The sequence below is a fragment of the Variovorax sp. YR266 genome (assembly GCF_900107295.1).
In the GTDB taxonomy this organism is placed as follows: Bacteria; Pseudomonadota; Gammaproteobacteria; order Burkholderiales; family Burkholderiaceae_C; genus Variovorax.
On record NZ_FNPM01000001.1, the window covers coordinates 843,258 to 855,830 of the forward strand.

Consider the following 12,573-nt stretch of genomic DNA (forward strand, 5'->3'; position numbering starts at 1 on the left):
CCTTGACCATCGAAGACAAGTACTGGGACGACGCCGTCGTCGGCCAGGAGTGCACCAGCCCGCCCTATGAAGTGACGGAGGCTCGCGTGATGGCGTATGCCGACCTCACCGGCGACCACACCCCCGTTCACACCGACGAAGCCTATGCACGCACCACGCCCTTCGGCACCCGCGTGGCGCACGGGCTGTTCGGCCTGTCGGTGGCCGACGGGCTCAAGACGAAGAGCGACATGCGTTTCATGCCGGGCATGTCGCTCGGCTGGGAATGGAGCTTCGTCGGCCCCATCAAGCTCGGCGACACGGTGCGCGTGAAATTCCACGTCGGCAGCAAGCGCGAATCGAAGAGCAAGCCGGGCTGGGGCATCCTCGTGCTGCCGTCCGAACTCATCAACCAGCGCGACGAGGTCGTGCAAAAGGGCGAGCACCGCGTGATGGTGCCGAGGAAGCCGGCATGAGCACGTCGCCGAAACAAGCGCTGCCGCTGGCCGGCTTCCGCGTCGTCGACTACAGCCACTTCCTGGCCGGGCCCTATGTCGGCCGCTGCCTTGCCGCGCTCGGTGCCGAAGTCATCAAAGTCGAGCGTCCCGGCACGGGCGATGCAGGACGTCAGCATGCGTGGTTCGTCGGCGACCACAGCGGCTATTTCCTGCAGCAGAACATGGGCAAGAAGGGGCTCAGCGTGAACACGAAGGACCCACGCGGCCGGGCACTGATGAAGAAGCTGGTCGACAGCGCCGACGTGTTCGTCGAGAACTATCGCCCCGGCGCGCTCGACAAGCTGGGCCTGGGCTATGCCGAACTCGCGCAGACCAACCCCGGCCTGGTGTACTGCTCGATCTCGGCGTACGGCCACACCGGCCCCGACTCGCACCGCGCCGGCTTCGGCCTCATCGCCGAGGCCAAGAGCGGCATCATGCAGATGGTCGGCAATCCGGGCGAGGCGCCGCCGCTGCTGCGCATCTCGCTCGGCGACATGTACACCGGCATCCATGCGGTCGCCGCAATCAATGCCGCGCTGCTGGGGCGCGTGAAGTCCGGCCGCGGGCAGCACATCGACATGGCGCTGTACGACACGCTGGTGTCCATGCACGAGTACGCGGTGCAGTGCTACACGCTCTCCAACGGACAGGAGGTGCCGGTGCAGACCGGGCACGACATGCCCAATTCCACGCTCTACGGCGTGTTCCGCGCGCAGGACGGCGACCTCGTGATCGCCGCGCAGGTGGACGACGCCTGGAAGCGCTTTGCCGCGCTGGTCGAGCAGAACGGCGGCCCCGCGGGTTTCGGCGGCGACAAGCGGCTGCACGCCTCGGCCGGGCGCAATGCCCATCGCGCCGGGATCCTCGAAGTGGTGAAGCCGTGGGTTGCTGCGCGGCCGGTCGCGCAGATGCTGAAGATGCTGGACGGCATCGACGTGCCTGCCGCCAAGGTCCAGCGCATCGATGAAGTGCTGGCCGACCCGCAGATCCGCGCGCGCGGCATGGTGATCGAGCAAGACCACCCAGTGCTCGGAAAGATCCGCCTGCCGAACCTGCCCTTCCACATGTCGGGTTGCGACACCTCGATCACGCAGGTGGCGCCCGAACTGGGCGAGCACAACGCGGAAATCGCGGCCAGCCTCGGCTTCGACGCCGCGCAGATCGTCAACATGCAGGCCGACGGCGTGCTCTACAGCAAGTAAGGAAACAGCGATGACCGACAAGTACGCCGTGATCGGCAACCCGATAGGACACACCAAGTCGCCGATGATCCACGGCAGCTTCGCGCAGGCGACCGGCCAGGACATCGACTACAGCGCGATCGAAGGCTCGCTGGAGCGCTTCGCCGACGACGTGCACGCATTTCGCAAGGCGGGCGGGCGCGGAATGAACGTCACCGCCCCGTTCAAGCTGCAGGCCTATGCACTGGCCACTGAACGGCTCGAACGCGCCGAACTCGCAGGCGCCACCAACGCGCTCAAGTTCGATGGCGACCGCATCCTTGCCGACAACTTCGACGGCGTGGGCCTGACCAACGACATCCAGCGCAACCTGGGCTTCCCGCTCGAGGGCGCGCGCATGCTGGTGCTCGGCGCGGGCGGTGCGGTGCGTGGCGCACTGCAGCCGTTTCTCGCGCGACAACCAGCCGTGGTAGTGCTGGCGAACCGCACGCAGGCCAAGGCCGTCGACCTGGCAAAACAGTTCGCCGGGCACGGCCGCGTGCAAGGCTGCGGCTACGGCGATCTGGCAGGCGAGCGATTCGACATCGTCATCAACGGCACCTCCGCGAGCCTCAGGGCCGAATTGCCGCCCCTGCCCGCGCAGGCGCTGCAGGGTGCGAAGCTGGCCTACGAGCTTGCCTACGGCAAGGGCCTGACGCCCTTCCTGCGGCTGGCGCAGAACGCCGGCGTGCCGAAGCTGGCCGACGGCGTCGGCATGCTGGTGGAACAAGCTGCGGAAGCCTTCCTGTGGTGGCGCGGCGTGCGGCCCGACACGCGCAGCCTTATCGACCGCATGACCATTCCCCTGGTCTGACCCGACGAGCAGGAGACGACCCCCATGAAGATCCTCATGCTGCACGGCATCAACCACAACATGTTCGGCAAGCGCGACCCGAAGCAGTACGGCACGGTGACGTTGTCGGAGATCGATGCGCAGTTGCAGGCACTTGGCAGGGAACTCGGCACCGAGGTCGAGAGCTTCCAGACCAACAGCGAAGGCGCGATGTGCGAGCGCATCCACCGCGGCTTCACCGAGGGCGTGGACGCGGTGCTCATCAACGCCGGTGCCTGGACGCACTACAGCTACGGCATTCGCGACGCACTGGCGATCCTCACCGTGCCTGTGGTCGAACTGCACATGTCGAACATCCACGCGCGCGAGACGTTTCGCCATCACTCGGTATTCGCCGAGATCGTGAAAGGACAGATCTGCGGCTTTGGCGTGGACAGCTACCTGCTCGGTCTGCGTGCCGTGGTATCAGTTGCCGCGCACGCGCAATGATGTTCACGTCGGTTGGTGTGTCGGCCCTCGCCTGTCTCCGCTCCGTCTGACGGGGTTGTATTGAGGACCATGATCGACGTCGTCCTCCAAGCCCTGTCGGGCCCAGGCAACAAGGTTTTGAAGCGAAATCCCGTTATATGTGTGAACTAGTTAATAAAAGTTAACTAGAGTTAACAAAGCATCGCCCCGCGCGACCACTTGTTACATATGCTCGCGCCCTCACGCTAGACGCTCCAGTACTGAGGGCTTGTTCGGCAAGGGCCGTTCTCCCTGATCTTGGCTTGGATTGCGTCGCTACTCCGCGGCGGCGGAATCAACCAGGAACATCATGAACAAAGTCTTTCGAATCGTGTGGAACGATGCTCTCGCAGCATGGACAGTAGCTTCTGAATTGAGTCGTGGTCATGCGAAGGCTCGCGCCACTGTGAGCGCGGCAGGCGCAGCGGTGACACTGGCTCTGGCCACGGTGTCAATGCCGGCCGCGGCGGATTGCGTGGCCACGGGTGCGGCCATCGCCTGCAGTTCGGCGGGAGGAACGCAAGGCACGACCGTCGGGACGGGACCGGCCACGGCTGACAACACCTCGGTGGATGTCCAGTCGGGTGCATTGGTCAGCACGGGCAACAGCTCCGCGATCAGCCTTGGCAACAATGCCACCATCACGGTTCGCAGCGGCGCCACGGTCCAGAACAGCTCCACCAACGGAAACAGTCCGTACCCAGGCGGCATCGGCGCCAACACCGTCGAGTTCAACAGCAACAGCACCATCACCATCGAGCAAGGCGCCAACGTCTTCGCGGATGGAAGCGCCGGCAATTCGGAGGCCATCAACCCCGTCGGCAGCGGCAACACGATCATCAATCACGGAACCGTGCGATCGACCCATGCGGCGATCTGGTTCCAGGCGAACTCCGGCAACAACACCATCGTGAACACCGGCACGATGGAAGCGGGCTATGTGGCGGGCAGCAGCAACCCCGGCACCGCCACGGTGTTCGGTGCCAATGGCACCTCTGCCGTCGATTTCACCAACAAGGGCAGCGTCATCGGGTCGCTCAACTTCGCAAACGGCAACGATGCGTTGCATGCCTACACGGGCTCCTCGATCACCGGCAACATCAGCGGTGGAGGCGGCGCCAACCTTCTCACGCTCGAAAGCGAAGACGGCGGCGCCTCGACGTTTGCACCGCTTTCCCTGGCCGGGTTCCAGACGCTGCAGAGCAATGCCGGGGTCTGGACTTTCAATGTGGCGCTGCCGTCATCGGGCATTACCAGCGCGACCGTCAATGGCGGCACCCTGATCCTGGGCGCCAATGCCAGCACCTATACGGGCAGCATGACCGTCGGTTCGGGCGGTGTGCTGCAAAGCAGCGCGCAATTCGCGCCGGCAGCAATCACCGACAACGGGCTCGTGCGTTTCGCCCAGCCCGACAACGCAACCTACGCCGGCCTCGTGAGCGGCACGGGCGGCATCGAGAAGACCGGCGCGGGCACGCTCACGCTGACGCAGGACCAGGCCTTCACCGGCACCACCACGATCAGCGCCGGTGTGCTGCAGCTTGGCAGCGGCGGCACCACCGGCTCGGTAAAAGGCAACATCGTCGACAACGCGACGTTGACCGTCCAGCGCTCGAACGCGCTGACGCTGTCGGGCACCATCAGCGGCTCCGGCGCGCTTGTGCAGGCCGGCACGGGCACGACGATCCTCACCGCCGACAACACCTACGCCGGCGGCACCGTCATCAGTGCCGGCACGCTGCAACTCGGCAACGGCGGCACCACGGGCAGCATCGTGGGCAACGTCCTGAACAACGCGACGCTGGTCATCAACCGCTCGGACGCGCTCACGTTGTCGGGCACCATCAGCGGCACCGGCTCGCTCGTCAAGGAAGGCGCCGGCACCACGACGCTCACCGCGGCCAACAGCTACGGCGGCGGCACCGCGCTCAAGCAAGGCCGGCTGAACGTCGGCAACAACCTGGCGCTGGGCACCGGCACGCTGGCGATGGACGACGGCACCACGCTCGGCTTCGCGGCCGATGGCCTGAACCTCGCCAACGCCGTGGTGCTGACCGGCAACAACGACCCGGTGATCGACACCGGCAGCTTCAGCGCCACGCTCAGCGGCAACATCACCGGCGGCGGCTTCATCACCAAGATCGGCAGCGGCACCCTCACGCTCTCGGGCTCCAACAGCTATACCGGCGCGACCGATGTGGCCGAAGGCACCCTGAAAGCCGGCGTCGCCGGCACCTTCAGCGCAGCCTCGGCGCACACCGTGCAAAGCGGCGCCACGCTCGACCTTGCAGGCTTCAGCCAGACGGTTGCCTCGCTCGCCAACAGCGGCACTGTCACCTTGGTAGGCACCACACCAGGCACCACCCTCACCGTCAACGGCGCCTATGTGGGCAACAACGGCGTGCTGCGGCTGGGCACCTTCCTGGGCGACAGCACCAGCGTGAGCGACCGGCTGGTGCTCAACGGTGCAAGCGCCTCGGCCAGCGGCAGGACCAGCGTGCAGATCACCCAGCTCGGTGGCCTGGGCGCGCTGACCACGGGCAACGGCATCGAAGTGGTCTCGGCGCTCAGCGGCGCCACCACCACCGCGCAGACTACCAAGGATGCGTTCTCGCTCGCGGGCGGCCACGTGGATGCGGGCGCCTACGAGTACCGCCTGTATGCCGCCGACGCCAGCGGCGCCGGCGAGAACTGGTACCTGCGATCGACCACCACGGCAACGACGGGCACGGGCGGATCGACGGGCGGCACAACGGGCGGTACCGGCACGAGCGCCGTGCAAGTGCCGGCCTACCGAGCCGAAGTCCCGTTGCTCTCCGCGCTGCCCAGCCAGGTACGCCAGGCGGATCTGGCCATGATCGGCAACCTGCACCAACGCATCGGCGACGACGATGTCAAGGCAAGCGCCGCAGCATCGACCGACACCGAGCGCCGCGCCTGGGGCCGCGTGATCGCCACCGACATCGACATCCGCCAGCAAGGCACCGTCGACCCGCACAGCAAGGGCAACGTCAAGGGCTTCCAGGCCGGCACCGATCTGTTCGCCACATCGAACTGGCGTGCCGGCGTGTACGTCGGCCAGCTCGACGGCAGCGTCAGGGTCAGCGGCTTTGCGAGTGGTATCGCCAACCTGGCCGTCGGTTCCAACGACCTGCGCAGCCAGTACCTGGGCGCCTACGGCACCTGGACTGCCGACTCGGGCTTCTACGCCGACGCCGTGCTGCAGGCCGGGCGGCACCGTTACACCGTGGAGCCGCTGTCGACTCAGCGCAGCTCGGGCAAGGGCGACAGCCTGACGGCATCCATCGAAGTGGGCCAGGCATTCGCAATGGGCGACAGCGGCTGGAAGATCGAGCCGCAACTGCAGCTGATTCGCCAGCACCTCAGCCTGGACGACATCGCGATCTCCGGTGCGAACGTGCGGCAGGACAGCGACGACGGCTGGATCGCGCGCGTCGGCGTGCGCGTGAAGGGCGAGATCTCCACGAGCCTCGGCACGCTGCAGCCGTACGGCCGCTTCAACATCTACAAGGCGAGCGGCGGCGCCGACGTCGCCCGCTTCATCGGACCTGCCGCCACGACCGACATCACGAGCCGCACCGGCTCCACTGTCAGCGAACTGGCCGGCGGCCTCACCCTGGCGCTGAACCAGACCACCAGCATCTACGGCGAAGTCGGCAAGCTGTGGGCCTCGGGCGGCGCAACGGATGTGAAGACCTCCCTGCAGGGCTCGATCGGGCTGCGCATGAAGTGGTGAGGGGACGCCGCGTCAGGAATCATCGGTTCCTGGTGCGGCGCGGGTGCCCGCAGCGGCTACCCAAGTCTGGCAAGTGACGGTCTTCGCTTGCCGGGGGAGTAGAGGTGGCAGGCGGCGAATTGGGGGACACCAGTCCTGCCGCAGGTGCGTGCTTGACACCTCCTGCGCTAACGGTCGGCGCCCCAGGTCTCTCCGCACATGAGGCCTTGTGCGCGGTCGATGTCGCAGGCGAGTGCTTCATGCTTCTTCTCTGCGACATTGGCTCGCAGGTAGCCAAGGCCGTAGTAGACATCCCTTTGAAGGCCCGGCCAGCGTAGTCAGCTCTGATTTACCCCAGTGGTCCAGCCCCAGGGGTTCACTCCAATCAACAGCCGCTGGTTAGCCAAAGATTTCTGCCGCCCCCGCCGGGTCAGGGTTGCGGCCGAATGGCTGATCGGGTGGCTACGGGGGCGTGCAGATGAAGCTTGATTCAGCGTCTGGATCGCCGCTACCGTTGTACTTTGCGAACTGCGGATACTTGCAGAGCGGGCGTTGCATGGCTTTGGTCCCCGGCGCTGCCAAGCTATTGGTCGCTACGATTTTCTTGCTCGCCGGCTTCACGCCCTTTTCGACCCAGTCGAACATGGGCCCGACCAGGTCAACCTGGTCAGCGCCTTTTCCGACACCGAGCCCGTTGGCGCAGTGATCGACGCCAGGCGCCTGGTAGTACTCGACAAATTGGTCCGCCGCGGTCTGGCCACCCGCCGAGGCAATCACCTTGTTGTAGTAGTCCGTGGTGTTATGCGGCGTGATCAACCAATCCGTCAGGCCATGCCAAAGCAGCAACTTGCCCCCATGTGCCCTGAACCGCGAGAGGTCCGGGTTCACCGCATCGATCAAGCCGACGAGATAGTCGAGACGCGATGTGTACTGCGCCGGGTCGATCTGCAGGGGATCCGCGGTCGCGCTCTGGGCGACGAAGTACTTCATGAAGTCGCCGCCAAGCAGCATCGGGCCGAGTCCACCCCAGGCTTGCAGAAGCGCCGGGTCGGCCGTTTCTCCTCCAAAGGGAAATCCCGGCCATTTGTAGCGCCCCCCTGCCACGCTGGTGGGCTCGTACATCGTCCTGGCCGATTCCAGTTGGGAATCCGTCAGGCACGAATCCGACTCGGCGCCTGTGCACTTGAGCGCGGACAGGTTGAACGTGCAAAGGTCGGGCCGACCGATAACATTGTCTTTGAGCCCGTCGAGTCCGTCGCACTGGCCCATCACGGCATTGGCAATGGTCTGGACCTTCGCCTTGCTCAGGGCTGCGCCGGGCTTGGCTAACTGCTTCATCTGCTTTTGGTAGTAGAGGAACTGTGGCGTGTAGGCATTCGCGGGTGCGCGCGAAATGACGCCGTCGAACGCGTCTGGATACCGTTGCGCCTGGATCAGGCCTTGGCGTCCACCGCCGGAGCAACCTTCGTACACCATCTTCGCGCCGGCGACTTCTGCGCTGCCCAGGCGGGCCTTCATGATCGCCTTTGCCGCAGGAAGCACCCGTGCCACCGCCAGGTACGCGTAGTCGTTGAGCATGTCGGCATCCAGGGCGAAACTTCCCTCAAGGCTCGACCCGGTGTGCCCGTGGTTCGTCGCGATCGTGGCATAACCCCTCTCGGCCACGCCCGGGCTGGACGCGCTGGCGGTAATCACACCATCGAATCCGCCGCCCCCCATGAAGACGGTCCGATGGTTCCACGCCGTTGGTATCCTGACTTCGAAGGCCAGATCTTTGGGCATCTCGCCGCGTACGAGGCAGTTCTCGGGAACTGCTCCCGCCTTCGGAAAAAACTGCGCCTTGGCAACGACAGCACCTTCGAAAGCCTGGCCCTGCAACTCCATGCACGCGGCCTCGGCCGACTTGGCCACCACTGGCACCGCAGGCGCTGCTCCCGAAGAACCGCCACCGCAAGCAACCAACAAAAGGGGTGCCACCAGCAAGAGCGCGGCTGCCTTCTTCAGAGGGCGTCCAGGAGCCGATTTGCTTGCACGATGTGCTTTGGCAGCGGCCCCTGGCCAAGCGCGAGAGGGCCCATCTAGATTGATCATTTCTGTCTCCAATAGCTCGTTTTAAGAATGGGCAGGCGCCTGCTTGCCCGAGCGAAACGGGTCACCCCTCGGGGCGTGACCTCGACTTAGAGTTCCGGATCGAACAAGACCCTGCCGTACGCGAGCACGCTGACCCGCCCATTCGCGTCCTTCATCGAACCCTCCAGTTCGAGAACGCTTCCGTTCTTCCGGCGGGCGGCGGCCGATGTGGATGTCACGACCCACGCCAGGGTCACGGTCTCAGTTGCGAATACGGGATACAGCAGATCGACCGAAAAGCTCATGCCCAGGACATGGCCCCTCTTGGCGAAGTGAGACCCGACCAAGCCCATCAAGAGTGAGGTCGTATGCGCCCCGCTCGCGATCAGTCCACCGAATCGCGTGTTGCGCGCGAAGTCTGCGTCGTGGTGCAGCGGGTTCTCGTCCCCCGCTGCCCGTGCAAACGTGCGAACCTGCTCGTCATCGAAGCGATGGACGCGCGAGAAGCAGTACCCAGCCTGGATCGCGGGGCCCACCGCCGGCATGCACTCAATCATGAGTTGCCAACCTGGTGATGGCTTCCGTGCTTCCCGCTTCCTGGCGCAATCGGAACTTCTGGATTTTTCCGGTCGCGGTCTTGGGGAGGCCTGTGAACACCACGCGGCGCGGACATTTGAAGTGGGCCAGGCGTTCGCGGCAGAAATTCAATATCTCCTCTTCGGTCGGTGCTGCAACGCCGGCTCGCAGTTCAATGAAGACGCAAGGGACTTCGCCCCATTTCGGGTCTGGCTGAGCGACCACGGCGGCGTGCAGCACCGCTGGATGTCCATGAATCACGTCTTCGACTTCGACGGACGAGATGTTCTCTCCGCCCGAGATGATCACGTCCTTCGAACGGTCGGTGATCTGGGCATAGCCGTTCTCATGGAGCACCGCGACGTCGCCGGTGCGGAACCAGCCGCCCGCGAGTGCCTTGCGCGTGGCCGCTTCGTTCTTGAAGTAGCCCATCATCACCGTGTTTCCGCGCAGCATCAATTCACCGACGGTCTTGCCGTCCCGAGGAACAGGATCGAGCGTGTCCGCGTCGCCGACCATGAGGCCTTCGAACATGGCGGCCCTCGCGCCCTGCCTCACTCTGAGCTTGCCTCGATCGGCCGGCGGGAGGTCGTCCCACCCGTCCTGCCAGACACAGCTCACCGGCGTGCCGGATACCTCTGTGATGCCGAAGACATGCTCCACGTCGAAGCCCATGGCCAACACCGCGTCCAGCACGGAGATCGGCGGAGGCGATCCGGCGGTCAGTACACGCACCGGCCGGCTCAACCTGGTGTGCCGCGAAGAGTCCGCCAGCATGGCCATGACGATCGGTGCGGCACAGAGATGATCGACCTGGTGCACGTCGATCGCCTGCAGCACCGCTTCGGCGGACACCCGGCGCAGGCAGACATGCGTGCCGGCTGCTGCCGTGATGGCCCACGTGAAGCACCAGCCGTTCGCATGGAACATGGGCAGCGTCCACAGATACCTCGGCGCCCGGGGAACGGCCCAGTTCGTGTTCTGGAGCAGGCTCATCAGGTAAGTGCCGCGGTGGCTGACGACCACGCCCTTGGGATCGCCAGTCGTGCCGGAGGTGTAGTTCAGGGCGATGGGCTGCCACTCGTCAGACGGCCAGCGGCCCGCGAAATCCGGATCGCCACTTGCGAGCAGCGATTCGTAGTCGGCCTCGCCGATGCGCTCGCCTGGCGGTGCCAGATGATCTTCGATATCGATCACCGAAGGCGGATGGTCGAGCTTCTTCAGCGCCGCGGCGACGACAGCGGAGAACTCGCGATCGACCAGCAGCAGCCTGCACTCGCCGTGCCGCAGGATGAACGCGATTCCCTCCGCGTCCAAACGGTGATTGATGGCGTTGAGGACCGCACCAGCCAGCGGCACGCCGAAATGCGCTTCCAGCATGGCCGGTGTGTTGGGCGCGAGGACGGAGACGGTGTCGCTCGGCTCGATGCCCCGCGCGACAAGTGCCGACGCGAGGCGATAGCAGCGCTCGCGTGTCTGCTCCCACGTCCGCGTCAGATCGCCATGCACCACCGCCACGCGCTTCGGATGCACGAGGGCGGCCCTATCCAGGAAGCCAAGCGGCGTCAGTGGCACATGGTTCGCTTCGCAGCGGTCAAGGCCCGTTCCATAGGACTTCGCACTCATGGTCTTGTCTCCTTGGCGGTGTGGTGAAACGTCGTGAAGGTCGACACCGGCTCGCGCTCGGTGACGAGCGAGTTCTCGATGGAAGCTGGGTCGGCATAGCCAAGGCTCATGCCGCACACGAGCATCTGCCCTACGGGAATCTCCAGGAAGTCGGCGATCTGGCGGTGAAACTTGAGGAACGCTGCCTGAGGGCAGGTGTGAATATTCCGCGCCCTCGCAGCGATCATCACGCTCTGCAGGAACATGCCGTAGTCCAGCAGGCTTCCTTCCGCGAGTTCGCGATTCACGGTGAAGAAGAGCCCGACGGGAGCGTCAAAGAAGCGATAGTTGCGCCCATGCTGCTTGTGCATGCGCTCCTTGTCGCCCTTGGCTATTCCCAGCAGGCCATACAGGTCCCAACCGACTTTTCGGCGCCGTTCTATATACGGGGAAAACCATTCGCGCGGGTAGTAGTCATAGGGCTCCTGAAGGTCCCGCGAACCTTCCGGGTCGTCGTCGAGCTCGGCCAGAGCCTCGGACAGCTTCGCCTTCGCCTCGCCGGTCAACACATGCACGCGCCAAGGCTGCATGTTCATGCCGGAGGCGCTGTAACGCGCCGTCGAGAGAATGGCTTCGACTTCCTCGGAAGGCACGGGCGTGGGCAGGAAAGCCCGTACGCTGCGCCGACTGGAGATGGCCCAATCCACGGCTTCTCTCAGGACTTCTGCGCTCAACGCGGGCGCGGTCACTCGGTTCATTCGGAAAATCCTTGTCTTACTTGGGAGCCATCCGGATCGCACCGTCGAGACGAATCACCTCGCCGTTGAGGTACTGGTTTTCGATGATGTGCAGCACCAGGCCCGCGAACTCGTCCGGACGACCCAAGCGCGGAGGGAAAGGCACCATCTGCCCAAGCGCTTGCTGCACCTCGGCCGGCATGGCCGAAAGCATCGGCGTCTCCATGATCCCCGGCGCCACGGCCACCACCCGAATGCCCACGCGCGCGAGTTCCCTTGCAACGGGCAAAGTCATGGCGGCAATCCCCCCTTTGGAGGCGGCGTATCCCGCCTGGCCAATCTGGCCATCGAAGGCGGCAACCGACGCCGTGTTGACGATCACGCCGCGCTCGCCGTCTTCTGCGGCGCTGTTCTTCGCAATCTGCGCGGCCGCAAGCCGCAGAACATTGAAGGTGCCGACAAGATTGATCTGGATCGTGCGCGCGAAGGCATCCAGGTCGTGGGGGCGCTCGCGCCCCAGCACCTTCTCTGCGGGCGCCACCCCGGCACAGTTGACTGCGCCGTGGAAGTCGCCGAAGGCTTCGCGGAACAGACTCAGCGCGTTCTCGACATCGGCCGCGGACGTGACGTCGGCCCGGACTGCAATGGACCGCTTTCCCAGCTCATCGCAAAGGGCTTGCGCTGCGGCAATGTCCCGGTCCAAAAGAAGGAGGGAAGCCCCTGCTCTCACCAGGCGTCGGGCCGTCGCTGCGCCCAGGCCGGAACCTGCACCCGTGATCACGAAACCACGATCTGTTGCTTGCAATTCTTGTCTCCTTCGCGCCTGCTCACCGGCAGGCGCCTTGTCGGT

Annotated in this window: 10 protein-coding genes; 5 read left to right on the forward strand and 5 right to left on the reverse strand. The window is 65.0% G+C overall.

Annotated elements, in window-relative coordinates; all coding sequences use genetic code 11:
- Window positions 1–2: 2 nt before the first annotated feature.
- The 5 genes from BLW48_RS03870 (at window position 3) to BLW48_RS03890 (ending at window position 6,756) form a co-directional block, all read left to right on the forward strand.
- A complete protein-coding gene (locus tag BLW48_RS03870) occupies window positions 3–455 on the forward strand; it encodes a MaoC family dehydratase (RefSeq protein ID WP_093082734.1) in 453 nt (150 codons plus the stop codon).
- Window positions 452–1,681: a CaiB/BaiF CoA transferase family protein gene (locus tag BLW48_RS03875; protein ID WP_093172744.1), complete on the forward strand. Its 1,230-nt coding sequence runs from the start codon at window positions 452–454 to the stop codon at window positions 1,679–1,681. Before BLW48_RS03870 ends, BLW48_RS03875 begins: the two co-directional genes overlap by 4 nt.
- Before the next feature lie 10 nt (window positions 1,682–1,691).
- A complete protein-coding gene (gene aroE, locus BLW48_RS03880; RefSeq protein WP_093172746.1) occupies window positions 1,692–2,513 on the forward strand; it encodes a shikimate dehydrogenase in 822 nt (273 codons plus the stop codon).
- Between the two features lie 24 nt (window positions 2,514–2,537).
- Window positions 2,538–2,981: a type II 3-dehydroquinate dehydratase gene (gene aroQ, locus BLW48_RS03885; protein WP_093172748.1), complete on the forward strand. Its 444-nt coding sequence runs from the start codon at window positions 2,538–2,540 to the stop codon at window positions 2,979–2,981.
- A gap of 328 nt (window positions 2,982–3,309) precedes the next feature.
- Complete coding sequence (locus BLW48_RS03890) at window positions 3,310–6,756, forward strand: autotransporter outer membrane beta-barrel domain-containing protein (RefSeq protein WP_093172750.1); 3,447 nt, start codon at window positions 3,310–3,312, stop codon at window positions 6,754–6,756.
- A gap of 441 nt (window positions 6,757–7,197) precedes the next feature.
- Here BLW48_RS03890 and BLW48_RS03895 read toward each other — a convergent pair whose 3' ends face one another.
- The 5 genes from BLW48_RS03895 to BLW48_RS03915 form a co-directional block, all read right to left on the reverse strand.
- A complete protein-coding gene (locus BLW48_RS03895) occupies window positions 7,198–8,712 on the reverse strand; it encodes a tannase/feruloyl esterase family alpha/beta hydrolase (RefSeq protein ID WP_256330707.1) in 1,515 nt (504 codons plus the stop codon).
- Window positions 8,713–8,912: 200 nt separating this feature from the next.
- Window positions 8,913–9,362: a MaoC family dehydratase gene (locus BLW48_RS03900; RefSeq protein ID WP_093172754.1), complete on the reverse strand. Its 450-nt coding sequence runs from the start codon at window positions 9,360–9,362 to the stop codon at window positions 8,913–8,915.
- Window positions 9,355–11,007, reverse strand: coding sequence for an AMP-binding protein (locus tag BLW48_RS03905; protein ID WP_093172756.1), 1,653 nt, complete (start codon window positions 11,005–11,007; stop codon window positions 9,355–9,357). The genes BLW48_RS03900 and BLW48_RS03905 overlap by 8 nt, the downstream gene beginning before the upstream one ends.
- Window positions 11,004–11,744, reverse strand: coding sequence for a nitroreductase (locus BLW48_RS03910; protein ID WP_093172758.1), 741 nt, complete (start codon window positions 11,742–11,744; stop codon window positions 11,004–11,006). The genes BLW48_RS03905 and BLW48_RS03910 overlap by 4 nt, the downstream gene beginning before the upstream one ends.
- Window positions 11,745–11,760: 16 nt before the next feature.
- Entirely contained in the window at window positions 11,761–12,528 is a 768-nt protein-coding gene (locus BLW48_RS03915; protein WP_093172760.1) for an SDR family NAD(P)-dependent oxidoreductase, read from the reverse strand.
- Between the last annotated feature and the right edge of the window lie 45 nt (window positions 12,529–12,573).